The sequence below is a fragment of the Streptomyces sp. CBMA156 genome (genome assembly GCF_014596515.1).
Lineage (GTDB): Bacteria > Actinomycetota > Actinomycetes > Streptomycetales > Streptomycetaceae > Kitasatospora.
In genome coordinates this window covers 1-25,337 of sequence record NZ_MSJQ01000233.1, presented here as the reverse complement: position 1 = coordinate 25,337, position 25,337 = coordinate 1, and the positions used below count along the sequence as shown (strand labels likewise).

Here is a 25,337-nt window from a genome sequence, read left to right as displayed (position 1 = left end):
GCTCGCCGACCGCGCGGCGGCCCGCGAGCGCTGCGAGGCACTGGCGACGATCGGGCGGCAGCTGGCCGGGCTCGCCGCCGAACTGGCCCCGACGCTGGACCGGTACGCGCGGCTCAACCGGCTCGCCGCGCTCGCGGCCGGCACCTCCGCCGAGAACCGGCTCCGGATGCGCCTGGAGTCGTACGTCCTGGCGGCCCGGCTGGAGCAGGTCGCGGCGGCGGCCAGCGACCGGCTGGTCCGGATGTCCGGCGGGCGCTACACCCTGGTGCACAGCGACGACCGGGGCACCGGCACCAAACGCTCGGGGCTGGCGCTGCGGGTGGTCGACGCCTGGACGGGCACCGAGCGGGACACCGCGACCCTCTCCGGCGGCGAGAGCTTCTTCGCCTCGCTCTCCCTCGCCCTGGGCCTGGCCGACGTGGTGACCGACGAGGCGGGCGGCATGCCGCTGGACACCCTCTTCATCGACGAGGGCTTCGGCACTCTCGACGAGCAGTCGCTGGAGGAGGTCATGGACGTCCTGGACGGACTGCGCGAGCGGGACCGCGCGGTCGGCATCGTCAGCCACGTCGCGGACCTGCGCAGCCGCATCCCCGCCCAGCTGCTGGTCCGCAAGGGCAGGCACGGATCGACCCTGGCGCCGGCCGGCCGGGAGGACGCGTAGGGCTGGTCCGCCGGATCGGGCCGGATCGGCTCAAGGACCTCGGGCCGTCGACCGGCCCGAGGTGAGTCCGGGTTCGGCCCGGGGATCAGCCGGAGCAGGCGATCCGCTGCGCCTGCTGCCAGGCACACACCGGGCAGAGGGTGCTGCCCGGCCGGTCGGCGGGCAGTTCGGTCGGCTCACCGCACAGGACGCAGTCGGCACGCGGACCGGCCGCCTCCGGGACGTGCCACAGCGCCGCCTCCGCCCCACTGTCGGGCGCGAGTTCGCAGACGCCCGCTTGCTCGTTCGTACCGGTGCCGGTGTCGCTCATGCCGCCTTCCTACTCCGCATGCCCGCCCTGCCGCAACACCCGGCCCGGCTCGGGCGGACGGATGACGGATGACGGATGACGGCGAACAGATTTCAGAAAACGTTCGCTGAAAGCTGTCATCTGACATCTGTCGTCTGACATCCGTTACCTGTCGGCTGCCGCACGAAAGCCGTCGCCTGAGCCCCGTTCGCCGATGCCCGACCGCCCGCCGAATCCTGCCCACCCGCCCCGCCGCCACACCGCTCCCACCCGGCGGCTAGCGTGACCGGCATGGCCACCGACCTGCACCGACGCCTGCTCGCCGCCCACGCCACCACCCCGTCGTACCCCGAGGTGGGCGCCACCCGGGGCGGGGGCGGACGGCTGCCGGCCGGCTACGCCCACCTGCGGCGGCGGGTCCACCTGGGGCACGGTCCGGAGGTGCTGGAGCGAGCCGGGCGGTACGTGCTCGACTGGGGCAGCCAGGTGGGCACCGGCTTCGCGGTGCACCCGGCAGGACCGGCCCGGGAGGGCGACACGGTGCTGCTGCGGCTGAGCCTGCCGGGGAGCAGGTGGCCCCGGCTGGTGATCCCCTGCCGGGTGGTGTGGACGGTGGAGGAGCCGGGCCGGATCGGGTTCGGTTACGGCACCCTCCCCGGGCACCCGGAGTGCGGCGAGGAGGCATTCCTGGTGTCGATGGACGCCGACGGCGAGGTCTGGTTCGAGGTCACCGCGTTCTCCCGGCTGTCCGCCTGGTACGCCCGGCTGGGCCGGCCGGTGGCACTGCTGTGCCAGCACCTGGCGATCGAGCGCTACCTCGCCGCGGTCGCCGCACACGTCCGCTGACTCCGCCCGCCGGGCTGCCCGCCGTCGGGTGGTGCCGTGCCCGCGCTCCGAGCACCGGGTCCGGCCCTCGGGCCCTCGCCTTCAGTTGTCAGCCGTAAGCCCCCAGCCCTCAGCTCTCAGCCCTCAGCCGAGGAAGGACAGCCGGACGGTCCGGCGCGGGTTGTCCCCGTTGGTGTCGACCAGCACCACCGACTGCCAGACGCCGAGCGCCAGTTGGCCGCCGAGCACCGGCAGGGTGGCGTGCGGGGCGACCAGTCCGGGCACCACGTGGTCTCTGCCGTGCCCCGGGCTGCCGTGCCGGTGGCGCCAGCGGTCATCGGGAGGGAGCAGGTCGCGCAGGGTCGCGAGGAAGTCGTCGTCACTGCCGGAGCCGGTCTCCAGCACCGCGATCCCCGCGGTGGCGTGCGGGACGAAGATGTTGAGCAGGCCGTCGCGCCCGGCGGCCCGTTCGTCGAGGAACGCGGCGCAGCGGTCGGTGATGTCGAGCGCGACCTCACGGCTGCCGGTGGTGATCTCGAAACTGCTGCTCTGGAAGGTGGTGGTCGGGTCGGTGGTGGTCCGGGTGGAGTGGTTGTTGTCCGCCATGGCGCCATCCTGTCCCAGGTCAGGGGGCCGGGCGTACTCCCTCGCCGACTCGGCCTGCCGAGGGGGCGAACTCGATTAGGGTGAAAGGTTCAGACCACAGCACCCCGAGCGGCGGGCACACCCGCCCGGCGCCGCCCGGAGCGGCTCAGGGCATCGCCCCGCCGGCGCCCGGGCACACCGAAGACCCGGCGGACCGGATGGTCCACCGGGTCGGAACCGACCAGGGCGGCGGGGAGGGACCCGTGCCGCGCCGGCCGGACTAGCCGCGCCCGCCGAAGAGGCTCCGCCGCAGCCGACGCAGCGGCGTCAGCAGCGAGATCCTGGTGTGGCGGCGACGGGTCGTCGGGGCCTCGGCGCCGCGCGGCGTGAGCTCCCTTATCAACCCGAGCGCCTCGGCGGTGTCCACCGCCGGGAGTGCGGGCGCGCCGAGCACGGCCAGGTGTCGGTCGATCCGGCGGCCGGTCGTGCCGACACCGCACTGGACCGCCGGCACGCGAGGCCGAGTCCGCACTTGCATGTGTTCCATCAGTTTTCCCACCCCTACGAGGCGCCAGGGCCGTGAGGCGAAGACTATCCGTGAAGGACGGCCTTCGCGCAACCGTCCCTGGTGTTGTGCCACCGTATCGTGCGGCGTCAACTGACGAAGCACCAGGGGCCACCAGGCCGGTCACGACTAGGCATCAATGATGGTGCACGACCAGCCGTACGTCACCAGGGCAGGCGGGCGCGGGTGCGGCACCCGTCCACACGGCACGCGCCCGGCGCGCGGCAACACCCCGACGACGTCCGGTGCGCACCTCGCCCGCCTCCCCTATATGGGGACAGCCGTCACATCGACAAAACGACCGCCGGAGCGATCACCGAAGCGATCACCGAAGCGATCACCGGGGCGTCCGCCGAAGCAGCTCGGGCCCGGGCAGGGCCGGGCAGAGCACCCGCGACAGCACGAACACGCCTGACTTCAGGAAGTGAACACAATCGAGGGATTGACTCCCGCCAAACCTCCAAGCAATATCTGATGCACACGCCAGTGCCCGCACCGCACTCAAGCGCGTGTTCGAGTGATGAAGGACTCCGGTTCCCGCGAGCCACTGCCCGGCCGCCTCGACGCTGCGGCGGCCAGGCTCGCGCGGTACCCGGACAGGCGGTCGGCCGTAGAGGGTCGGCCGGGCCGCCACCCGACTGCCGGTGCCGCCCCGTGAGGGACCCGGCACCGGCGGTTCCGGGTCGGGCCGCGAACCGCCCGCCACGAAGGCCCCGCGCACCCCCGCCACGAGGCCCCCGGGGCCCGCACCGGACGTCCGCGCAGGTCGCACCCGGTGGATCGGTAAACTCGGCCAGCGTGTCCCTCCTCCTCAGCATCGTGCTCCCGGTCCACGGCGTGGAACGGTATCTCCCGCGCTGCCTCGACTCGATCCTCGGCGACACCCCCGCCGCGGAGACCCGCTTCGAGGTGATCGCGGTCGACGACCTCTCCCCCGACGGCTCCGGCGCGATCCTGGACGCCTACGCCGCCCGCGACCCCCGGCTGCGGGTGCTCCACCTCACCGAGAACCAGGGCCTCGGCGGCGCCCGCACCGCCGCCCTGCCACAGGCCCGCGGCGAGTACGTCTGGTTCGTGGACAGCGACGACTGGGTGCCCGAGCAGACGGTCGGCACCCTGCTCGACGAACTGGAGCGGGAGCGCCGCCGGGAGACCCCCGTCGACGTGCTGATCACCGGCTTCACCCACGTCTACCCGGACGGCGGGACCGAGCCCAACCCCTGGCGTCACGTGCTGACCGACTCCCCGCTGGTCGAGGGCTGCACGCTGGCCGAGCACCCGGCGCTGTTCCAGACCGTGATGTCGGTGTGGAACAAGGTGTTCCGCCGAGAGTTCCTGGACGGCCTCGGCGTCGCCTTCGGCCGCGGCTACTACGAGGACATCTCGGTCACCTACCCGGCGCTGCTGGCCGCCGGGCGGCTGCGCTACCTCGACCGCCCCTGCTACTTCTACCGGCGCGGCCGGGACGGCGCGATCACCGCCACCGCCTCCCCCAAGCACGCCGACGTGTTTGCCCAGTACGACGCGATCTTCACCTTCATGGACCGGTCCGGTGACGGCGACCGACAGGACCGCCCCGGCCGGCCCGTCCCCGACGCGCTGCGCACCCTGGTCTTCGACCGGACCGTCCGCCAGGCGCTGAACGTCTACGACACCCCCGGGCTGGTCCCCGCCGACCTGCGCAGGGACTTCTTCCGGAAGATCGCCCGGCACTTCGACCGCCACCGCCCGGCCGACTACCGCTTCCCCGGCGGGGTGCGCGGCGTGCAGTACCGGCTGGCCGCGCGCGGTGCCCGGATCGCCTACGCGGAGCTGCGCCGCACCGGCCGGCTGCCGCGCGAACTCAAGCGCGGGGCGCGGGCGGTGGCGCCCGCGGTGAAGAAGGGGATGCGCAGCGGCGCCCGGTTCACCGCGTACAACGCGTTCCGCCGGCTGCCGCTGGACGAGAACCTCGCGGTCTACGCCGCGTACTGGCACCGCGGTTACGCGTGCAGCCCGGCGGCGATCTACGAGAAGGCGAAGGAACTCGCCCCGCGGATCCGGGGCGTGTGGGTGGTGGAGAACCGCGCCCAGGCGGCCACACTGCCGCCCGGAGTGCCGTACGTGATCGTCAACACCCCCGCCTACCTGAAGGCGATGGCGACCGCCAAGTACTTCGTCAACAACGTCAACTTTCCCCGCACGATGTCGAAGCGGCCGGGCACGGTGCACGTCCAGACCCAGCACGGCACCCCGCTCAAGGCGATGGGCATGGACCTGCGCGACCACCCGGCGGCGGCCGAGGGAATGGACTTCGAGCAGCTCCAGGCGGCCGTCGACCGCTGGGACTTCCTGGTCTCCCCCAACCCGCACACCAGCAGGCACTTCGCCCGCGCCTTCCCCGGCCGGTACGAGATGCTGGACACCGGCTACCCTCGCAACGACCGGCTGGCGAACGCCACTTCGGACGAGGTCCGGGAGATGCGCGAACGGCTCGGACTGCGGCCCGGCACCCGGGCGGTGCTGTACGCGCCGACCCACCGCGGCAGCAAGGGCGGCTACGTGCCACTGCTGGACGTGGCGACGCTGGCCCGGCAACTGGGCCCGGACTTCACGCTGCTGGTGCGCACCCACTACTTCCACACCGACGGCCCTGGCGACCTGGCGGCGGCCGGTACGGAATCGGCGCGGATCGTGGACGTCTCCACGCACCCGACCGTCGAGGACCTCTACCTCGCGGCGGACGTGCTGGTGACGGACTACTCGTCGATGATGTTCGACTACGCGGTGCTGGACCGGCCGGTGGTGATCTTCGCCCCGGACTGGGAGGAGTACCAGCGCGAGCGCGGCGTCTACTTCGACCTGTTCGAGGAACCGCCGGGCGCGGTCACGGTGGACCCGGACGGGCTGGCGCGGGCGCTCCTGGCGGGCGATCCGGAACCGGCGGCACGGTCCCGCTTCCGGGCGAAGTTCTGCGTCTGGGACGACGGCGGGGCGGCGGAGCGGGTGGTGCGCCGGGTCTTCCCCGCGACGTAGCAGCCCCGTGGCGTAACAGCCCGGCGACGTAGCAGCCCTGTGACGTAGCAGCCCGGCGGAGGAGTGACAGCAGGGCCTCCGGACGGGGCCGGTGCGCCCCCTACGGCGACCGGCCCCGTCGGCGCGGACTCAGCGCCGGCGGGCGGCCAGGAACTCCTCGAAGGTCAGGACGCCGTCGTGGTTGGTGTCCATGCTGTGGATCAGCGCCTCGGCCATCGAGAGGGTGACGTCGTGGTCGCCCATCTCGTTGGCCGCCAGGGCGTACTCGGCCGGGGTGATCCTGCCGTCGCCGTCCTTGTCGAAGCGGTCGAAAAAGGCCTTGATCGCCTCGGTGGTCTCCATCGTGCCCTCCTGGGTACTGCGGGGTGTCGCTCGGTTCGGACGGCCGTACCCTACCCGGCCGTGGCGCGCGCCACGGCCTCCGGGAGTGGACGGGCGCGGGGGTCGGTGTCGTAGTCTGCGGATCTGATTGCAGGCCCGGGCTCCTCCCGGGCGGTCGTTCGTCCAGGGAGGGAATCGTGCTCGACCTCGCCACCAAGTTGGTGCTGAAACCGGTCTCGCGGGGGATCTGGCGGCCGGTCATCGAGGGGATCGAGAACGTCCCGCGCAAGGGCGGGGTGATCCTGGCCAGCAACCACCTGTCCTTCATCGACAGCGTGGTGATCCCGCTGACCGCCCCGCGCCGGGTCCACTTCCTCGCCAAGGCCGAGTACTTCACCGGCACCGGGCTCAAGGGCCGGCTCTCCAAGGGCTTCTTCGAGGCGATCGGCGCGGTGCCGGTCGAGCGCGGCACCTACCGTTCCGCCCAGGCCTCGCTGGAGTCGGCGCTGGAGATCCTGGAGGACGGAAAGGCCTTCGGCATCTACCCCGAGGGCACCCGTTCGCTGGACGGCCGGCTCTACCGGGGCAAGACGGGCGTCGCCTGGCTGGCGCTGACCGCCGGTGTGCCGGTGGTGCCGGTGGCACTGGAGGGTCCGGAGCAGATCCTGCCGGTGGGCAAGCGGCTGCCGCGGCTGAAGAAGGTGACGGTCCGCTTCGGCGAGCCGCTGCACTTCGACGAGCTGCACGGGCAGGCCCGTTCGCTGAAGGCCCGTCGGCAGGTGACCGACGAGGTGATGGCGGCCATCCAGCGGCTCTCCGGCCAGGAGGTCGCGGAGAGCTACAACGAGGCCCCGAAGGCGGCCTGACCCCCCGGTCTGCCCCCGGCCGACCGCGTACGCGACGACCGGGGCCGGCGGCCGCGGTCCGTCAGACCCGCCCGAGTGCCGCCGGTTCCGGCTGCCCGGCGGCCTCCGGCACCTCCCGGCGCAGCAGCGCCGCGTACCGGCCGTCCAGCGCCACCAGCTCCTCGTGGGTGCCGAGTTCGACCACCTCGCCGCGGTCCAGGACGGCGATCTGGTCGGCGGCGCGGACGGTGGAGAGCCGGTGCGCGATGGTGATGGTGGTGCGGCCGACGGCCAGGGTGTCCACGGCCTGCTGGACGGCGCGCTCGGTGCGGTTGTCGAGCGCGCTGGTGGCCTCGTCGAGGATCAGCACCGGCGGGTTGCGCAGGATCGTCCTGGCGAGTGCCAGGCGCTGCTTCTCACCGCCGGAGAAGCGGTAGCCGCGCTCGCCGACCAGGGTGTCGTAGCCGTCCGGCAGGGCGGCGATGGTGTCGTGGATCTGCGCGGCCCTGGCGGCCTCGACCAGTTCGGCGTCGTCGGCGCCGGGCTTGGCGAAGCGCAGGTTCTCGGCGACCGAGGCGTGGAAGAGGTAGGTCTCCTGGGAGACCACGCCGACCGCGCGGGCCAGGGTGTCGAAGGACAGCTCGCGCACGTCCACGCCGTCCAGGGTGACCCGTCCGCCGGTGACGTCGTACAGCCGCGGGACGAGGTAGCTGAGGGTGGTCTTGCCCGAGCCGGTCTCGCCGACCACGGCCAGTGAACTCCCGGCCGGGACCTTGAGGCCGACACCGGCCAGGGTCGGGCGCTCCTGCCCGGGGTCGTAGCGGAAGTCGACGGACTCGAAGCCGACCTCGCCGCGGATCCCGGTCAGGGTGACCGGGTCGGCCGGCTCGTCGATCTCCACCGGCAGGTCGAGGTACTCGAAGATTCGCTGGAAGAGCGCGAGCGAGGTCTGCACGTCCACGCCGGTGGAGAGCAGGCTGACGGTCGGGCGGAAGAGGCCCTGCTGGAGGGTGACGAAGGCGACCAGGGTGCCGACCGAGACGATCGGCGCTCCGGCGGCGGAGGTCAGGCCGGCCGCCCAGTAGATCAGCGCGGGCATCGCGGCCATCACGATCTGGATGGTGTTCATCCGCCAGCGCCCGGCCATGCTGGCCCGCACCTCCAGGTCGGCGAGCCGGTCGGACTGCCCGGTGAACTCGCCGGCGAGCGAGCCGGAGCGGCCCATCGTGCGGCCGAGCAGGATGCCGCTGACCGAGAGCGACTCCTGGACCGCCGAGCTCATCGCGGCCAGCTGCTTCTGCCGCTCGGTGGTGATCTTCTTGCGCTCCTGGCCGACCCGCCGGCTGATCCAGACGAACAGCGGGAGCAGCAGCAGCGAGACGACGGTCAGCCGCCAGTCGAGCGCGACCATGGCGACGACGGAGGCGACCACCGCGGTCAGGTTGGAGACCAGGCTGGTCGCGGTGGAGGTCACCGTGGACTGCATGCCGCCGATGTCGTTGGCGATCCTGGACTGCACCTCGCCGGTGCGGGTGCGGGTGAAGAAGGCCAGCGACTGCCGCTGGAGGTGGCCGTAGACGGCGGTGCGCAGGTCGTGCATCACGCGCTGGCCGACGGTGGTGGAGATCAGCGTCTGCAGCACGTTGAAGATGCTGTTCACCACGGCGGTCAGGATCATCCCGAGCGCGAGCAGGCTGAGCAGCCCGGTGCGGCCCTGCGGGATGGCGGTGTCCAGGACGGCCTTGAGCAGGAACGGCGAGACGACCGAGACCACCGCGGAGGCGGCGACCAGCAGTCCGACGGTGGTCAGGCGGCCCCGGTACGGACGGAAGAGCGCGAGGATGCGCCGCCACTCGGCGGGCGGGCGGGGCTCGCCCTCGGCGCGGTCGGGCGGGGTCCAGTCGATGGCGGTGGGCCTCAAGGACGGGCCTCCCTGGGTGGGACGGTGGGGCGGACGGCGGGACGCGGGTCAGCATAGCGAGGATAGATCATAATTAGACAAGCTAATAGTGAGGGTTGCTCTATTCCTCTGCCACACCGAACCCGGCCGCCCCGGCCGCCACTTTGCCGCCCCGGCCGTCACCCTGCGACCCCGGCGCCGCCCAGCCTCCCCGCGCCCCGCCTTCCGGCGCCCCGGCCTCAGTCGGTCCGGTAGCTGCGCGCCGCCTTGGAGGAGAGCCCTCCGAGCTTGCCGGACGGCAGCACCCGGGCGATCGCCACGGCCGCCTTGTACCGCTTGCCCGGCACGGACACCGACCGGCCGCGGGCCAGGTCGCGCATCGCCTCGTTCACCACCCGCTCCGCGGACAGCCAGGACCAGGACGGGATGTTCCCGGTGCCCATGCCGGCCCGCTGGTGGAACTCGGTCCGGGTGAAGCCCGGGCACAGCGCCATCATCCGCACGCCCGTGCCGCCGAGGTCGCGCATCACGCCCTGGGTGAAGCTGACCACCCAGGCCTTGCTCGCGCCGTACGTGCCGCGCGGCAGGAAGGCGGCCACCGAGGCGACGTTGACGATCGCGCCGCGGCCGCGCTCCCGCATGCCGGGCAGGGCGGCCGTGGTCAGCCGCAGGATCGCCTCGATGTGCACCTTCAGCATGTCCAGTTCGTCCTGGAGCGGGACGGTCCCGAAGGCCCCCTTGTTGCCGAAGCCCGCGTTGTTGACCAGGAGGTCCACCGGGCGGGCGGAGTCGGCGAGCCTGGCCTCCACGGCGGCGATGCCCTCGTCGGTCGCGAGGTCGGCGGTCAGCACCTCCGCCTCGATCCCGTACCTGTTGTTCAGGTCGACGGCGGCGCGCTCCAGGCGCCCGGTGTCCCTGGCCACCAGGACGAGCTGGTAGCCGCTGCGGGCGAGCCGGTGGGCGAAGGCGGCTCCGATGCCGGCGGTCGCGCCGGTGATCAAGGCGGTAGTCATGCCCCCGACCGTACCCACTCAGTGCATCGGCACCCGCACCCAGGGCGACGTCGCAGCTCAGCGGCCTGCGGATGCAGGTCCCCCCAGGTGCTCGTAATGTCGAGAAGGGGCATCGTCCGACCGGGCGGTGAAAATCCACTTGAGGAGGCACATCTGATGCTTACTCAGTTCCGGACCGAATCCGCTTCGACGTCACACAGCGCGACGCTCGAAGCCGAGACACTCGCGAGCCTGATGCTGGAGGACGAGGCCGCCGTTTCCGACGCGCCCACGTACTCGCCCGAGGCGGCAGGACTCCTGCTCCTGCTCGGCCTGCTCCTTCTCTCCCCGAAGGGACCGAAGGAGAAGCCGACCCGGTAGCCGGGCCCCCGGCCACACCGGGCCCCGCGCCCACGCCGAACCTCCTGAAGGAGGACCTCACCACCATGCCATTCGCCGAGACCCCTCTCCGTGACGAGTACGCCGCGGCGGTCGAACGGGTGGCGGGCCGGATCCTCGCCGTCCTCCGGGACGGCGAGGATGCAGCCGCACTCGCGGATCCGGACACAGCCGTACCCCGCCCGCTGCTGGCCGCGGTGCGCGTGCTCGGCGCCGACCTCCTCGCCCCGCAACTGCTCGCCGGGACCGAGCCCGACGACCCCACCGCCGCACTGCTCGCCGAGTCCCGGCGGGCCTTTCCCGCACCCGCGGCCACCGCCGAGGGCGCGCTGGTGATCGCCTGGCAGGACTGGGCGGCCGACCGGGTGCTCGCCCGTACACCGTACGGAGGGGCGTCGCCCACGTCGCCGTCCGCTGCCCCGCCCTCTCCCGCTCCGCTGCCGGGACCGGCCGACCTGGGCTGGCAGTCCTGGTCGGTGCGGATGGCACAGCTGTCCGCGCTCGCGCTGCCCGGACTGGACGGACCGGTGCACGACGCCGCCCGGGCCGACACCCTGGATCTCGCTCGCGGCACCGTCCGCTCCGTGCTCCGGCAGGACTTCACCACCGCCGCACGTCTCGCCCGCTGGCTCGCCTGGGCGGGCGCCGAGGGCCGACCGCCGCGGATCGAGGTCGAGCCGGTCCTGGACCGGATCCGACTGATCGGCGCCGGCGCCCGCACCCGGCTGGACCTCGCCATCGCCGAGCGGCTGCTGGAGGGGACGGCATGACCGACACCCAGGTGCTCGCCACCGCCCAACAGCTCGGCAGCCGTGCGCTGTCCTGGCTGCACGCCTGCTACAAGGGCGGCTACGGCAGGCTCGAGGACAGCACCATCATCGACCTCTCCGAACCGAACGACGTCTACAAGCCGCTCTGCGAGGCCGCGATGGCCTCCTCCCTGGTCCTGCGCAACGGCGTCGCCGGGCCGCAGGACGTCCGCTTCGCACGCGAGATGCTCGATGTCGCCTGGAGCCAGCTGCGCGAGGGAGATCTGCTGTACGAGCGGCAACTGCGGCACGTCACCGTCACCGATCCGCTGGAGACGTACGCGCACTTCGCCCGGATCGGCTACCGGCACGCCGCGCTGGAGGAGCTGCTCGAATCGCTCGGCAGGCTGCGGGCCGTGCACGCCGTCGAGATCCCGGGCAGCCGGCTGCTCGCGATGGCGAACGCCCGGCGGATCATCGGGCTCAGCCCCCGGCCGGACTGGCCCGCGCTCGCCGCCGGAACCTGGCTCGGCGCGCTCCCCGAACCCTGGACCGTCGCCTGGACGACCGCCTACCAGTCCACCCACACCGTCTTCCACCTCACCGACTGGGGCGCCCGGCCCGGGGACCTGCCCGAGCCGATGCGGGACTACCTGAACGACTGGCTGCCGGTCTGGCTCGACATCTGGCTGGAGATCGGCCAGTGGGACCTGGTCGGCGAGCTGCTGATCGTCGACGCGTGCATCGGGGAACCGGCCACCGGACGGTCCGGCTGGGAGGCCCTGGCCGCGGCGCAACGGGCCGACGGGCTGGTGCCCCGGGACACCGAACCGATCCAGGACGACCCGGAGTCGGCCATCCGCGTGCACGAGCACACCGCGGTGGTGGCGGTCGTGGCCGCGACGGTCATGCTCTCCCGGGCACTCGGCGGCAGCCCCGCGGCGGTCGCGTGAACGACCCCGTCGACCAGGCCGTCGCGGCGGTGGTGCGGGCGGCCGAGCCCAACGCCACCGCCGTGACGGTGGCCGTCGCACGCGGGGACCGCGAGGAGATCCGGTGCTTCGGGCGGCTCAGGCGCGGGGCGGGCGCGCCGCCGTGCACGCCGGACACCGTCTTCGAACTCGGTTCGGTGAGCAAGACGTTCACCGCTCTGCTGCTGGCCACGATGGCCGTACGCGGTGAACTCGCCCTGGACGACCCGGTGGAGAGCCACCTGCCGGGCTGCTGGCGCCCGGCGGCCGTCCGTTCACCCGAACCGATCCGCCTGCTGCACCTGGCCACCCACACCTCGGGCCTGCCCCGGCTTCCCCCCGGAATGCGCGTGGGGGCCGTTCCCGCCTGGTTCAGCAACCCGTACGCCGGGTTCGGCGAGGACGACTTGAGAGCCGGCCTCGCCCGAACGACCGTACGCAGCAGGCCCGGCAGCCGGTACGGGTACTCCAACTACGGGGTCGGACTACTCGGGCGGACGCTCGCCGAAGCGGGCGGGCTGCCGTACGGGGACCTGCTCGCCGAACGGATCTGCCGACCGCTAGGGCTGCGTTCCACGACCTGCGCCGCGGACGCTCCCGGCCAGGCCGTCGGATACCGGCACGGACGGGAGCTACCGCCCTGGAGCATCCCCGGACTTCCGGGGGCGGGTGCCGTGCGGTCCTCCGGGGCCGATCTGCTGCGCTACCTGCGGGCTCATGTCGACGGCGGCGCAGGCGAGTTGGGAACCGCCCTGCGGGAGGTCCAGCGGTTGCGGCTGCGGCTGCCACGCTCGACGGACCGGCTCGGCCTGGTCTGGATGCACCGCCACTCGGGCGGCCGGGACCTCTACTTCCACTCCGGCGGCACCCGGGCGTTCACCACCTTCGTGGGGTTCTCGCCCAAGGGATCGACGGCGGTGGCGGCACTGGCCAGCACCCCACCGGCGCTGGACGGGCGATTCATCCAGGCCGGGTACGAGCTGCTGCGGGTGGCCTGCCCTGCGGCCTGATCGCCCTGACCACCGCGGCCTCAGACCACCGCGGCCTCAGACCGCGACGGCCTTGGCGCGGTCGGCGGCGATGCGCACGGCGAGGCCGGCCAGGACGGTGCCCATTACGTAGCGCTGGATCCGCAGCCAGCCGGGGCGACGGTTGAGGAAGGCCGCGATGCCGCCCGCGCTCACCGCGATCAGGCCATTGACGGTGACCGCGATCGCGATCTGGATCAGGCCCAGCACCAGGCTCTGCACGGCGACGTGACCGCGCTCCGGCGCGACGAACTGGGGCAGCAGCGAGATGTACATGATGGCGATCTTGGGGTTGAGCAGGCAGGTCAGGAAGCCCATCGCGAACAGCCGGCGCGGCGGGTCCGGCGGCAGTTGCTGCGGGGCGAAGACCGCCCTACCGCCCGGCTTGACCGCCTGCCAGGCCAGCCAGAGCAGGTACCCGGCACCGGCCAGCTTGATCGCGGTGTAGAGGGCCGGCACCACCGAGAACACCGCGGCCACCCCTGCCGTCACCGCGACCAGGTAGACCAGGAAGCCGGTCGCGACCCCGGTCAGCGAGACCAGCCCGGCGCGGCGGCCCTGCGCGATCGAGCGCGAGACCAGGTAGATCATGTTCGGCCCCGGCGACAGCACCATGCCCAGTGCCACGGCGGCGATCCCGAGCACGGCGTGGCCGTCCACGGCGGATGTCAACGTGTCCATGCGAGGAGGCTAGGGCGGGCAATCCCCTCAATGCAATGATGACTTTGCACTCGGTGCAATGTGGCGAAGTGGCGGGGCCCGGGCCCTTGACGCCGTCCAGGCCGCCCACCCCGTGCACCCGATCCACGCTCAACGAAGGACCACGGGAGGCCGACCGCCGATGGACGACTACCGCCTGATCGCCGACCGGATCGCCGCCGACATCGCGGACGGGCGGCTGCGGCCGGGCCATCAGCTGCCCACCCAGCGCGCGTTCGCCCGCAGCCGGGGCATCGCCGCCTCGACGGCCGGACGCGTCTACCAGGAACTCGCCCGACGCGGACTGACCGTCGGCGAGGTCGGACGCGGCACCTTCGTCCGGGCCGGGCGCGCGGCGGACGGCGGCCGCGTGGCGCTCGCGGAACCGGCCGCCTCCCCGGTGGACCTGGAGCTCAGCTACCCCACCGTCCCCGGGCAGGCGGAGCTGCTGGCGGGCGGGCTGACGCCGCTGCTTCGGCCGGACGCGCTCGGCGACGCACTGCGGCCGGTCGGCGTGGCCGGGACGGGCTCTGCCCGGCGGGCGTTCGCGGGGCTGGTGTCGACCGGCTCCCGGGAGGTCGGGGCGGAGGAACTGCTGTTCGCCGGCAACGGGCGGCAGGCCATCGCCGGGGCGCTGTCCGCACTGGTGCCGCCCGGGCAGCGGCTGGGCGTGGAGGAGCTGACCTATCCGGTGGTCAGGGCGGTGGCGGAGCGGCTGGGCATCGTGCTGGTGCCGCTGGCCGTCGACGAGCACGGGCTGCTGCCGGACGCCGTGGCGGCCGCCCACAGGACCGCGCCGCTGCGCGCGCTGTACGTCCAGCCGCGCCTCCACAACCCGCTCGGGGTGAGTCTGCCGCAGGAGCGGGCGGTGGCGCTCGTGGAGGTGCTGCGGCGGCTCGACCTGCCGGTGGTCGAGGACGCCGTCTGGTCCTTCCTGCGGCCCGAGCTGGCGCCGCTGGCCGTGCTCGCGCCGGAGCGCACCGTGCTCGTGGACAGCCTCTCCAAGCGGCTCGCCCCCGGTCTGACCACGGGGTTCGCGGTCGTCCCCGCGGCGCTGCGCGAGGCGGTGGCGGGGTCGCTGCGCTCGGGCGGGTGGACGACGAGCGGCTTCGCGCTGGAGGCGGCGGTGCGCTGGATCGGGGACGGCACACTGGCCTCCGTCGAGGCGGCGAAGCGGGCCGACGCGGCGGCCCGGCAGCTGCTGGCGCGCGAGGTGCTGGCGGGGCAGCGGCTGCGGTCCGACCCGCGCTCGTACTACCTGTGGTGGGAGCTGCCGTCGGGCCTGCGGGCGGAGGTCTTCGTCGCGGAGGCGGCGCGTGCCGGGATCTCGGTCACGCCCGCGGCGGGCTTCGCCGTCGACCCCCGGCGCTCGCCGTCCGCCGTCCGGGTCGGGCTGGCTTCGCCGCCGCTGCCGGTGCTGGCTCGGGCGCTGGAGACGCTGGCGCGGATCGCGGGGGCGGGTGGGGGCGCGTCGCCGGGTGGACGACGAACAGATGACAGCTGACAGATTTCGAAATCTGTCAGCTGTCATCTGTTATCCGTCGCCTGACATCTGTCTTCTGCCGGGCGCCGCCTGTCAGGCGACGGCCGTCACTCGCCCGCCCCGTTCCGGCTCCCCCGGACCGCCGTGTCGGCCGCGCCTCCGGCGCCGACGGCGCGCAGGCGGCTCGCGGCGGTGGCGGCGAGCTGGGGGGCGAGCCGGGCGACGTCACGGGAGCCGACCACCGCGATCAGGCTCGGCAGCAGCCAGCGGACCGGCTGCATCCCGCGCAGCCAGGCCTGCGCGTAGACGTGGGCGGACCGACGGGCGATCCCGGCGACGATCCGGTCCACGGCCGGCTCCAGCGGATACGTCTTGTTCGCCGGCCACGGCAGCCGGGAGCGCATCTGCTTCAGCACGGCGTCCTGGTCGGCTCCGCGCACCATGTCCGTGTCGGTCCAACTGAGGTACCCGACACCGACCTTGACCCCCTGGTAGGCCACCTCGGCGCGGATCGAGTGGGCGAAGGCCTCCACTCCGGACTTGCTGGCGCAGTACGCGCTCATCAGCGGCGCAGGGGTCAGCGCGGCGAGCGAGGCGATCTGGAGCAGGTACCCGCGGCTCTCGGCGAGCGCCGGGAGGAAGGCCCGCGCGGTGGCCACGCTGCCCAGCAGGTTGACCTCGATGACCCGGCTGAACGCCCGGTGGTCGCTGTCGGCCAGCGGTCCACCGAGGGCGATCCCGGCGTTGGCGACGACGGTGTCGATCCGCCCGTAGTGCTCCTTGATCAGCCGGGCGGTGTCGCCGAGCGCGTCGAGGTCGGTGACGTCCACCTCCCAACTGGTCGCGGACGGGCCGCACTGCGTCGCGACGGCCTTCAGCTCCTCGGGCTCCAACCCCAGCAAGGCCACCTGGGCCCCGCGTCGGGCGAGCTTGCGGGCCAGCGACGCACCGACGCCGCGCGCGGCCCCGGTGACGACGACGACCTGTGCGGACAACGGCGGGATGGCGTTCATGCGACGGCGGTCCTCTCGTCGGCGGAAGCAGGGTCGGAAGCGGAGGCCGGGGCGGAAGCAGGGGCAGCGGCGTCGCCGGGCGCGGCCGTCAGGTACCCGGAGGCCATCCGGTGGATCTCGGCCGCGACCTCCGCCGGGCGCTCCAGCGGCGACATGTGGCCGACTCCCGGCAGCAGCAACAGCCCCTGCGGATCCCGGAGTCCGGCGACGATCCGGTGGGCGTGCACCGGCGGGGTCAGCCGGTCTTCGGTGCCGACCACCACCGACGTGGGCGCGGTGAGCCGGGCGAGTCCCGCGTGGACGTCCAGCCGGTCGAGCACCGCGGCCCAGTTGGCGCGGACGGCGGTCGGGCAGGCGTGCACGATCCGGGCCGTCGCCTCGACCTGGCCGGCGGGCGAAGCCGGCCCCATGGTCGCGTACTTGAGCGCCGCCCGGCTGACCGGCGAGACCGGGCCGAGGGGCATCCGGGAGCGCAGCAGCTGACGGTGCAGGAAACGCCGCAGACCCCGGGGGCGCACGGCCGGTGGCAGGACGGTGAGTTCGGCCACCAGCTCGCCGGGCCCGGTGGAGATCAGGACGGTCGCGGCGGTTCGCTCGGCGACTTCTGGACGGCCACCGGCCGCCATGATGGTCATCCCGCCCATGCTGTGCCCGGCCAGTACGGCCCGCTCCCCCGCCGGGACGGTCCGGGCGAGCACGGCGGACAGGTCCTCGGCCAGCGCCCGGGTCGAGTAGCGGGCCCGGCTCGGCGGGATCTCGCTGTGCCCGTGACCGCGCTGGTCGTAGGCCACCACCCGGTAACGGTCGGAGAGTTCGCGGATCACCGGGGCCCAGAAGGCGGTCGAGCAGGTCCAGCCGTGCGCGAGCACCACGGTGGGCGCGCCGGGCTGACCGTGCACCTCGGCGTGCAGCCGGATGCCGTCCGCCGATCGGATGCTCAACTCCTCCACCGGAACCGGCGGTTCGTACTCCTCAGGCAGGTGAACGCCACTCACGCGGAGACCTCCTGGACGGTGCGGGCGGCAGCAGGCGCGGCGCGCATGATCAGCTCGTACTCGCCGAGGTCCACCTTCCGGGTGGCCCTGCGGAACGAGGTGGTGGAACCCGGCCAGAGCACGGTGTTCTTGCCGTTCGGATCGAGGTACCAGCTGCGGCAGCCGCCGGTGGTCCAGACGGTGCGGTCCATCCGGTGCTGGAGTTCGAGGTTCCACTGCCGCTGGGCGCGTGCGGTCGGCTGCATCGCGGCGGCACCGATCGAGCCGAGCGTGGTCAACGCGTCGATCATGTAGTTCAGCTGGGACTCGATCATCAGGATCATCGAGCTGTTGCCGAGGCCGGTGTTGGGCCCGATCACGAAGAAGAGGTTCGGGAAGCCGTGCACGGTCGAGCCGCGCAGCGCCTCCATGCCGTCCTTCCACTCCTCCGCCAGGCTGGTGCCGTCGGCGCCGAACACCCGGGCGCCGATGGGCATGTCGGTGACGTGGAAGCCGGTGCCGAAGACGATGGCGTCCACCTCGTGCTCGCTGCCGTCGGCCGCGACCAGCGTGGAGCCGCGCAGCTCACGCAGGCCGGAGGAGACGACCTCGGTGTTGGCCGCCGCGAGTGCCGGGTAGTAGGTGTTGCTGAGCAGGATGCGCTTGCAGCCGATCCGGTAGTCCGGGGTGAGCTTGGCGCGCAGCGCCGGGTCGGGGACGCCCTGGGCGATGTGGCGCTCGGCGAGCTGCTGGACCATGCGCAGGAGTCCCGGTCGGCGCACGAACGCGTCCACCTGGAGCTCACGGAGGGCGAAGAGGGTGCCCCGGCGGATCTTCGTGGTGACCGGGAGGCGGCCGTGCAGCCACTTCTCCAGTTGGGTGATCTCGCGGTCGCGGCGTGGCAGGACCCAGGCCGGGGTGCGCTGGAAGACCGTCAGCTTGCCGGCCTTCGGCTGGATCGACGGGATGATCTGGGCGGCGGAGGCGCCGGTGCCGACCATCGCGACGCGCTTGCCGGTCAGGTCGAAGTCGTGGTCCCAGCGGGAGGAGTGGAACACCTTGCCGGGGAAGCCGCTCAGCCCGGGCAGGTCGGGGATCTGCGGGTCGGCGAGCGGTCCGGCGGCGGAGACGATCGCGTCGGCGGTCCACCGGCCGGCCGCCGTGGTGATCTGCCAGCGGGTCTGCTCGCTGTCCCAACGCGCCTCCAGCACTTCGGCGTTGAAGCGCAGATGCGGACGGAGGCCGAAGACCGTGGCCACCTTCTCCAGGTAGGCGCGGATGTCCGGCTGACCGGAGAAGCTGCGCGGCCAGTCGGGGTTGGGCGCGAAGGAGAAGGAGTAGAGGTGCGAGGGCACGTCGCAGGCGCAGCCGGGGTAGCTGTTGTCGCGCCAGGTGCCGCCGACGGAGTCCGCCCGCTCCAGGACCACGAAGTCGGTGATCCCGGCGCGGCGCAGCCGGACCGCGGCACCCAGGCCGCCGAAGCCGGAGCCGATCACCGCCACTCGGACGTGCGGGACGGACTCCTGCGCAGCGGTGGTATCGGTCGCTGCGGACGCGCCGGAGCTTGGGCGCTTGCTGCTGGATGCCATGCGGCAACCTCCTGAGGGTGGGGCGGTGATCTTCGCGCTCTTCCGGGGCCGTCCGCCCGGAGCCTCCCGGGGGCTCGCCTCCGGGACCCTGCCATCGCGCCAGTAATCACTGGCACGATTGGCAGGGTAGCCCTTGCTGACACCGGATGGAAGAAGCGCGACGGCTCCGGTTCGGCGAGCCTTCCGATGCGGCGAGACCTCCGACCGGCGAGACCTCCGGCCGACGGGCCGACCGCTCCGGAGAGCCTTCCGAGCCCGGAGCGACTTCGGAGCCGACGGTCCTATGCTGAACGCCGTGGACAAGGTCAGAGCTGCTGCGGACGACAGAAAACGCGAGTACCGGGTGGAGGAACTGGCCGAGGCCGCCGGCATCACCACCCGCACCCTGCGTTTCTACCGCGAACGCAAACTGCTCCAGCCACCCCGCAAGGAGGGACGCATCGCCTGGTACGGCGAGGAGCACCTGGCCCGGCTGCGGATGATCGGCGAACTGCTCGAACGCGGCCACACCCTGGGCGGCATCGCCGAGCTGATCGGCGCCGGGGAGAGCGGGCGGGATGTCGCCGACCTGATCGGGCTGGAGGCGGCGATCGTCGCGCCGTGGTCGGACGAGACCCCGGTGCGCCTGGACTGGGACGAGCTGAAGGCCGCCTTCGGCGACCAGCTGACCGAGGAGAACACCTCCGAGTCGATCGCCCAGGGCTACATCAGCGTCGAGGAGGACGGCATCGTCCACGTCAGCCGCCGGCTGATGGACGCCACCACCGAGCTGGTGGCGGAAGGCGTGCCGCTCTCGGCGGTTCTGGAGGCGAGCCGGCGCACCCGGGAGCACGTGGACGCCATCGCCGAGGTCTTCATCGAGGTGGTCAGCGAGCACCTGCTCAGCGCACTGGCCACCGACACTCCGCTCCCGTCCGGCGAGGCGGCCAGGCTCACCGAGCGCATCCTGCGGGTGCGACCGCTGGCCCGTACGGTCGCGGACGCCCAGTTCACCCTCGCGATGGACCGGCGGGTGCGCGCCGAGTACGACGAACTGCTGCGCCAGCGACGGGAGAACGGCTCCGAGGCGTAACCGGGTGGCCGCGCGGGCAGGGATTCCCGCGCCCTGCCCGTACGTTGGAGGTGCCACCGATGCCCCGACCGCTCAGCCGCCGCGCCGCCCTCGGCCTCGCCGTCGGACTCGCCCCCGGGCTCGCGCTCGCCGCGTGCGGGCCCGGCTCCCCCGCGACGGGATCCGGTTCGGCAGGTTCGTCCGGCTCGTCCGGTGGCACCGGCGACACCCGGACGGTCCGCCACGCGCGCGGCGAGAGCACCGTGCCGGCGCGGGCGAGCAGGGTGGTGGCCCTGGACACCGACGCGCTGGACTCGGTGGTCACCCTCGGTCTCAGCCCGGTCGGCGCCACCACCGTGACCGCGGGCGCGGCCTTCCCCGCGTACCTGCCCGCCGAGCGGCTGGCCGGGACGAAGCCGGTCGGAGCCATCGGCCAGCCCAGCCTGGAGACGATCGCGGCGCTGCGGCCCGACCTCATCCTGAGCAACCAGGTCCGCGACGACAAGCGGTACGACGAGCTGTCGAAGATCGCTCCGACCGTGCTCTCCAAGACCACCGGACCGGCCTGGAAGGAGAACGTCCGGCTGCACGCCGAGGCACTGGGCCGCCAGGCCGAGGCCGAGGCGGCGGACGCGGCCTACCGGGCGAAGCTGCGGGACCTGGTGACCGCGCTCGGCGGGCCGGCCAAGGCGGCGGCCACCCGGGTCGAGATGGCCCGCTTCCTGGCGGGCGCGCCGACCAGGCTGTACCTGAACGACACCTTCGTCGGCTCGCTGTTCAAGGACCTCGGGCTCGGCAGACCCGCCAACCAGGACAAGCCCGGGTTCTCGATGGAGATCAGCCCCGAGCAGGTGGACCAGGCGGCGGCCGACGTCATCTTCTACTCGGTGTACGGGGACGCGGCCAAGTCCGACCAGGGGAAGATCACCGACGGGGCGCTCTGGAAGAACCTCGACGCCGTTCGCAGCGGTCGGGTGTTCCGGGTGGACGACAACGTGTGGATGCTCGGCATCGGCTACACGGGGGCCGGGCTGGTCCTGGACGAGATCCGCAAGGACCTGGCGCCGACGGGCGGGTGACGGATGGCGGGCGGCAGGCGACAGGCAACAGCTGACAACCAGCAACTGACAGATGACAGATGATGAAATCTGTCATCTGAAAGCCGTCGCCCGTCACCCGCCGGCTCGGGTCATCCCGCACCCCCGCCGTACCGGCCCGGCCGCAGGCGCCCGGTGAAGGCGAGGAAGGCGACGAACCCACCGAGGACGATCCACCCCGGCCAGCCGGCCAGCGACATGGTGAGCGGGTCAAGTTCGGCACCCGGGTCGGCGAACTCCCGGACCATCGACACGCTCATGCTGCTCGTGAAGGTGTGCGCCAGCACCGCGGGGACCACGGACCCCGAGCGCAGCCTCAGCCAGGTGAAGACCGGCAGGACGAGCACGCAGCTCACCGTCAGCGCGGGCACCGCCAGGTACCAGGGCCGTCCCGGGTACTGCCCTCCCATCAGCAGGGTCGGCAGGTGCCAGAGCGCGAAGGCCGTCCCGGTGAGCAGGTACGCCAGGACCAGCCGCGCCGTGCCACCATCCGCACCGTCACCCGCAGCACCGCCCGTACCGTCGTTCACGCCGTCCGCACCCCGGCCGAGCCTCAGCAGCCGGGGGAAGAGGAAGCCCTGCCAGCCGATCTCCTCGCCGAAGAACAGCGGCAGCGAGAGCGCCATGCCGATCGCACCCTGGACCGCCCACGATCCGATCCGCCCCGGGTCCAGCGAGCCGAAGCCGGCGAACGGGTAGCTGCCCACCAGCGCGCCGAGCACCAACGCCGCCGCCGTCAGTGCGCCGAGCACCCCGAGCGGCAGCAGGCAGGCCCGGACCGCACGAGTCCGGGGAAGGCGCAGCGCGAGCGCCTCCCGCACCCCTCCGCCCCCTCCGGCGCGCTCGACGAAACGGACCACGAACAGCGCCGCCAGCGTCGGGGCGAACATCGCGGCCCCGATGCAGAGTTGCTCCCGGACGCCGACCCCCTCCCGGGCGTCGGCCCGCTGGTAGCCGTCGGCGAGCAGCGGAGCCATGGCCGCCCACATCCCGAGGTAGGCGAGCACCAGATAGACCAGCAGGCCGCGCCGCCGGACGGCGCTCTGCGGGGATCGTGTCAGTGGCTTCAGTGGCGTCATGCCGAGGACGCTACGGATCGGAGGGATCTCCCGAGAATCAAGTACGCTGCCGCTCAGGAGGGTTGTCGGCTGCCGGTGGATGGTCGAGTTTTCTGGGTGTTCGGCGGCCGGCCGGACGTGCTACCCGCCGGGCGCATGTACCGCTTCCCCTGTCTATGACGTACTCGCGGCTCGGGAGCGGTACAGTTCACCCACCTGACGGGCAGTCAGGCAGCGAGCAGCAGGGGCGACGGTGGTCCGCTCACCGTCACCCCTGCTGTGATGGCCCCGCCCTGCCCGTCTCAGGTCAGGGCCAGCTCATTCCCGAACCCGCCTGATCAGCAGCTCAGTTGACGTTGACAGCCGTCCAGGCGGCGGCGACCGCGTTGTACTCCGCGCCACCCGAGCCGTACAGGTCGGCTGCCGCGCTGAGGGTGCCCGCACGCGCACCCGCATAGTCGGTGGTGGAGGTGAAGTAGGTGGTCAGCGCGCGGTACCAGATCTGCGCGGCCTTGTCCCGGCCGATGCCCGCGAGCGTGGAGTTGTCGTAGGTCGGGCTGTTGTAGTCGAACCCGTTGATGCTCTTCGCCCCGCTGCCCTCGGACAGCAGGTAGAAGAAGTGGTTCGCCACCCCGGACGAGTAGTGCACGTCCAGGTTGCCGACGTTCGCGTCCCAGTAGTCCGCCGAGCCGCCGTCCCTGCTCGGCTGGTCCATGTAGCGCAGCGGGCTGCCGTCGCCGCGCAGGTTGATCAGCTCGCCGATCCAGTAGTTCGGCGGGTTGGAGGGCAGGTTGGCGTACCACTCGACCATCGTGCCCATGATGTCCGAGGTGGCCTCGTTGAGACCGCCGGACTCGCCCGCGTAGTTGAGGTTGGCGGTCGCGGCGGTGACGCCGTGGCTCATCTCGTGGCCGGCCACGTCGATCTCGGTGAGCGGCGCGGTGTTGTTGCTGCCGTCGCCGTACGACATGCAGAAGCAGCTGTCGTCCCAGAAGGCGTTGACGTAGTTGGAGCCGTAGTGCACCCGGCTCAGGGCGCCGACGCCGTCGTTGCGGATACCGCTGCGACCGAAGGTGCCGTGATAGAAGTCCCAGGTGGTCGCGGCCCCGAACTGGGCGTCCACGGCGGCGGATTCGCGGCTGTTGACGGTTCCGTCGCCGAACCTGTTGCTGGTGTTGGCGAACAGCGAGCCGGTTCCGTCGGTGCCGTTGTTCAGGTCGCTGGTGGACTGGTTGCCGCGGCTCGCGTCCTTGAGCGCGTAGGTCGAGCCGCTCTGGGTCGTGGTCAGCGGGACCTGGCCGACGAAGACGCCGTTGCCGGTGCCGGCGGCGGTCTCGATCGTCTCGTGCGAGGCCAGGACCCGGCCGTCGGCGGCGTCGGTCACCAGGATCTGGCGGCTCGGGGTACCGTCGGCGCGCCGGCCCTCGACCGTGGTGCGGTACGCCAGCCGCGGGTTGCCGTCGGTGGCCCAGACCACGAGTTCGGCCCGGTCGGCCTGGCCGACCTCGGTCAGCGGCGACGCGTCGGCGTCGGTGGTCGCCCCGAGGGTGGCCTTGACCGTCCCGGCGGCCTGCGCGGCCGCCCGGTCGGCGGCGATCCTCGGGGTCAGGCCCGGCAGCGCGATCCGGGCGGCGACCGCCTTGTCGACCGACTTCACCGAGCCGTCGGCCTTCTGGTGGACGACCAGGTCGCCGCCGATCACCGGCAGGCCGGCGTAGGTGCGCTCGAAGCGCAGGTGGCGGGTGCCGTCCCGGTCCACCGCGGCGTCCTTGGCGACCAGCTTCTCCTGGTCGCCGAGCGCGAGCGCCTTGGCGAGCGGACCGGCCTGACCGGCCGCCAGCTTGAGCACGGCGGCGTACTGCTGGGCGGCCTGGGCGACCCGGGCCTGCGACGAGTCGGCGGGGGCGGCTTGGGCGGCGGTGCTCACCTGGATCACACCGGTCAACAGGGCGGTGGCCGAGAGTACGGCGACGGCCGCGAGCTTACGGTTCACGTACGAGTCCTTCCGGGAAACCGCGTCCGGGCGCGGTCGCACCTCGTTCCGGGGGCCGGGTCGGCACCTGTGGGGAGGAACGGGGCACTGACGTGCGGGAACCCCGCGCGGTCGAGCGGCTCGCCACCAAGGGGTGGGGGTGGGGGCTACCGCCGGGGGATGACCAGAAGCATGGCAATCGAGCAGGCTGATTGACAGGTCTGCTTCAGAAGTTGGCCAGGTCCCGCCATCGGGTAAAGAGCTTCCAATCGACGGGCGAACCGGGGCAATCCACCACATCCCGCAGGGGGTTCAGGCCCGAGTGACGACCGACCGCCTGCGCCTACGGGCATCCGTCCGCCCGGTACCGGATCGGCACCCGGCACCGGCCGGCCGTCGATCGACTTTTACATGTGTGTAGAAGACTCCATACGGTTCCTTGACACCCGGGTGGCGAGGTTCCGCCACCCGCGCCCTCTTGCTCACCCGAGAGGTGCCTGATAACCGGTCCCCCCGCAAGCCCGCCGCCGCGGGCCGGTCACTGGAGCCGCCACTCCTGGGCGGTGTTGCCAGGGGTGCAGGCGACCATGCTGACCGCGCTGCCCGGGCCGTTGTTGGTCATGCAGCTCTGGTTCTGGTAGTCGCCGAGCGTGTACGAGTCGGCCGAACTACCGGTGCGGACCGTCCAGTTGGTGAGAAAGCTGAACCCGCCGTTCAGGACGACCTTCCCGTCCATCGTCTGGACCATCGTCGGGCCGCCGTTGTTGCAGGCGTTGAAGAGGATCCAGGAACCGGGGTTGGTCGAACGCACCCAGCCGTACTGCGCGTGCCCCCCGACCACGATCGGGTTGTCGCCGTTCAGGTTGTCGTCGCGCATCCCGATGGTGCGGCCGTCCTTCACACTGACGATGGTGCTCCAGCTGTTGCCGCCGCAGGAGGCGGGCCGGCTCGGGCTCTGCGGGGCACTGGTGGTGCCGCCGCCGGTGGTGGTCTGGGCGGGGGGCTGCGGGTTCTGGTTGGCGGGCGGGTTGGGCGGGTTGCCGCCACCGGGCTGGTTCGCCTGTCCGCCCGACGACCCGCCGGCGGCGGTGCCCGCGCCACCGGTCTTGTTGCCGCCGGAGCCACCGGAGCCACCGCTTCCGCCGCCGCTGCCCTGGCCGGCCGCCGGGACCGGCGCCTGTGACTGGTTCTGGGCGGTGCCGGGCGTCGGCTGGTCGGGGCCGGGGGTGGCCGACGGCGTGTCGGTCGGGGTC

General features: G+C 72.7%; 23 protein-coding genes and 1 pseudogene. 11 read left to right on the top strand and 13 right to left on the bottom strand.

All coding sequences use genetic code 11. The features are described 5' to 3' along the window. Positions 1–664, top strand: a 664-nt coding sequence (locus BU198_RS19380; RefSeq protein WP_317620202.1) for an SbcC/MukB-like Walker B domain-containing protein, incomplete at its 5' end; no start/stop codon positions are given. An 85-nt stretch (positions 665–749) separates the two neighbouring features. Here BU198_RS19380 and BU198_RS19375 read toward each other — a convergent pair. Next, positions 750–974, bottom strand: coding sequence for a hypothetical protein (locus tag BU198_RS19375; protein WP_188298132.1), 225 nt, complete (start codon positions 972–974; stop codon positions 750–752). 270 nt (positions 975–1,244) lie between these two features. On the opposite strand from BU198_RS19375, the gene BU198_RS19370 reads away from it, so the two are divergent. Then, positions 1,245–1,799, top strand: a complete 555-nt coding sequence (locus tag BU198_RS19370; protein WP_188298129.1) for a DUF1990 family protein — start codon at positions 1,245–1,247, stop codon at positions 1,797–1,799. Between the two features lie 123 nt (positions 1,800–1,922). On the opposite strand, the gene BU198_RS19365 is transcribed toward BU198_RS19370, so the two are convergent. Both BU198_RS19365 and BU198_RS19360 read right to left on the bottom strand, forming a co-directional pair. Next, on the bottom strand, positions 1,923–2,384 hold the full coding sequence (locus BU198_RS19365; protein ID WP_188298128.1) for a YjbQ family protein: 462 nt from the start codon (positions 2,382–2,384) through the stop codon (positions 1,923–1,925). Between the two features lie 259 nt (positions 2,385–2,643). Next, the gene (locus tag BU198_RS19360; RefSeq protein ID WP_188298127.1) at positions 2,644–2,910 is read right to left on the bottom strand and encodes a hypothetical protein; all 267 of its coding nucleotides are present in this window, start codon (positions 2,908–2,910) and stop codon (positions 2,644–2,646) included. Positions 2,911–3,726: 816 nt separating this feature from the next. On the opposite strand from BU198_RS19360, the gene BU198_RS19355 reads away from it, so the two are divergent. After that, entirely contained in the window at positions 3,727–5,943 is a 2,217-nt protein-coding gene (locus BU198_RS19355) for a CDP-glycerol glycerophosphotransferase family protein (RefSeq protein ID WP_317620201.1), read from the top strand. Between the two features lie 129 nt (positions 5,944–6,072). Here the strand turns inward: BU198_RS19355 and BU198_RS19350 are convergent, their stop codons facing one another. After that, positions 6,073–6,285, bottom strand: a complete 213-nt coding sequence (locus BU198_RS19350; protein ID WP_188298125.1) for an EF-hand domain-containing protein — start codon at positions 6,283–6,285, stop codon at positions 6,073–6,075. Between the two features lie 176 nt (positions 6,286–6,461). Here BU198_RS19350 and BU198_RS19345 point away from each other — a divergent pair, with 176 nt between their 5' ends. Beyond that, complete coding sequence (locus BU198_RS19345; RefSeq protein WP_188298124.1) at positions 6,462–7,130, top strand: lysophospholipid acyltransferase family protein; 669 nt, start codon at positions 6,462–6,464, stop codon at positions 7,128–7,130. A gap of 61 nt (positions 7,131–7,191) precedes the next feature. On the opposite strand, the gene BU198_RS19340 is transcribed toward BU198_RS19345, so the two are convergent. Continuing rightward, positions 7,192–9,030: an ABC transporter ATP-binding protein gene (locus BU198_RS19340; protein WP_188298123.1), complete on the bottom strand. Its 1,839-nt coding sequence runs from the start codon at positions 9,028–9,030 to the stop codon at positions 7,192–7,194. A gap of 218 nt (positions 9,031–9,248) precedes the next feature. Then, positions 9,249–10,022, bottom strand: a complete 774-nt coding sequence (locus BU198_RS19335) for an SDR family NAD(P)-dependent oxidoreductase (RefSeq protein ID WP_188298122.1) — start codon at positions 10,020–10,022, stop codon at positions 9,249–9,251. Between the two features lie 156 nt (positions 10,023–10,178). On the opposite strand from BU198_RS19335, the gene BU198_RS19330 reads away from it, so the two are divergent. The 4 genes from BU198_RS19330 to BU198_RS19315 all read left to right on the top strand — a co-directional run bounded on the left by BU198_RS19330 (position 10,179) and on the right by BU198_RS19315 (position 13,130). Beyond that, positions 10,179–10,382, top strand: coding sequence for a hypothetical protein (locus BU198_RS19330; protein ID WP_188298121.1), 204 nt, complete (start codon positions 10,179–10,181; stop codon positions 10,380–10,382). Positions 10,383–10,447: 65 nt separating this feature from the next. Then, the gene (locus BU198_RS19325) at positions 10,448–11,170 is read left to right on the top strand and encodes a hypothetical protein (RefSeq protein ID WP_188298120.1); all 723 of its coding nucleotides are present in this window, start codon (positions 10,448–10,450) and stop codon (positions 11,168–11,170) included. Continuing rightward, the gene (locus BU198_RS19320) at positions 11,167–12,102 is read left to right on the top strand and encodes a DUF6895 family protein (protein ID WP_188298119.1); all 936 of its coding nucleotides are present in this window, start codon (positions 11,167–11,169) and stop codon (positions 12,100–12,102) included. The genes BU198_RS19325 and BU198_RS19320 overlap by 4 nt, the downstream gene beginning before the upstream one ends. Beyond that, positions 12,099–13,130, top strand: a complete 1,032-nt coding sequence (locus BU198_RS19315; RefSeq protein ID WP_317620200.1) for a serine hydrolase domain-containing protein — start codon at positions 12,099–12,101, stop codon at positions 13,128–13,130. Before BU198_RS19320 ends, BU198_RS19315 begins: the two co-directional genes overlap by 4 nt. A 36-nt stretch (positions 13,131–13,166) precedes the next feature. Here BU198_RS19315 and BU198_RS19310 read toward each other — a convergent pair whose 3' ends face one another. Further along, positions 13,167–13,829: a LysE family translocator gene (locus tag BU198_RS19310; protein WP_188298118.1), complete on the bottom strand. Its 663-nt coding sequence runs from the start codon at positions 13,827–13,829 to the stop codon at positions 13,167–13,169. A 160-nt stretch (positions 13,830–13,989) separates the two neighbouring features. On the opposite strand from BU198_RS19310, the gene BU198_RS19305 reads away from it, so the two are divergent. Then, positions 13,990–15,351 (top strand): PLP-dependent aminotransferase family protein, encoded by a 1,362-nt coding sequence (locus tag BU198_RS19305; RefSeq protein ID WP_188298117.1) that lies wholly within the window; start codon positions 13,990–13,992, stop codon positions 15,349–15,351. 86 nt (positions 15,352–15,437) lie between these two features. On the opposite strand, the gene BU198_RS19300 is transcribed toward BU198_RS19305, so the two are convergent. The 3 genes from BU198_RS19300 to BU198_RS19290 are packed head-to-tail and all read right to left on the bottom strand — an operon-like array spanning position 15,438 to position 18,906. Then, positions 15,438–16,343, bottom strand: a complete 906-nt coding sequence (locus BU198_RS19300; protein ID WP_188298116.1) for an SDR family oxidoreductase — start codon at positions 16,341–16,343, stop codon at positions 15,438–15,440. Continuing rightward, positions 16,340–17,338: an alpha/beta fold hydrolase gene (locus tag BU198_RS19295; protein WP_188298115.1), complete on the bottom strand. Its 999-nt coding sequence runs from the start codon at positions 17,336–17,338 to the stop codon at positions 16,340–16,342. The genes BU198_RS19300 and BU198_RS19295 overlap by 4 nt, the downstream gene beginning before the upstream one ends. Next, positions 17,335–18,906, bottom strand: a complete 1,572-nt coding sequence (locus BU198_RS19290) for a flavin-containing monooxygenase (RefSeq protein ID WP_188298114.1) — start codon at positions 18,904–18,906, stop codon at positions 17,335–17,337. The genes BU198_RS19295 and BU198_RS19290 overlap by 4 nt, the downstream gene beginning before the upstream one ends. Positions 18,907–19,189: 283 nt before the next feature. Here BU198_RS19290 and BU198_RS19285 point away from each other — a divergent pair, with 283 nt between their 5' ends. Continuing rightward, positions 19,190–19,978, top strand: coding sequence for a MerR family transcriptional regulator (locus tag BU198_RS19285; RefSeq protein ID WP_188298113.1), 789 nt, complete (start codon positions 19,190–19,192; stop codon positions 19,976–19,978). Positions 19,979–20,037: 59 nt separating this feature from the next. After that, entirely contained in the window at positions 20,038–21,036 is a 999-nt protein-coding gene (locus BU198_RS19280) for an ABC transporter substrate-binding protein (protein ID WP_188298112.1), read from the top strand. Between the two features lie 110 nt (positions 21,037–21,146). Here the strand turns inward: BU198_RS19280 and BU198_RS19275 are convergent, their stop codons facing one another. From BU198_RS19275 to BU198_RS19265, 3 genes and pseudogenes are all read right to left on the bottom strand, one after another. Next, positions 21,147–22,133: a CPBP family intramembrane glutamic endopeptidase gene (locus BU198_RS19275; RefSeq protein WP_223244631.1), complete on the bottom strand. Its 987-nt coding sequence runs from the start codon at positions 22,131–22,133 to the stop codon at positions 21,147–21,149. Positions 22,134–22,458: 325 nt separating this feature from the next. Further along, entirely contained in the window at positions 22,459–24,105 is a 1,647-nt protein-coding gene (locus BU198_RS19270; protein ID WP_317620198.1) for a M4 family metallopeptidase, read from the bottom strand. 517 nt (positions 24,106–24,622) lie between these two features. After that, a pseudogene (locus BU198_RS19265) lies at positions 24,623–25,337 on the bottom strand (hypothetical protein); the annotation flags it as partial.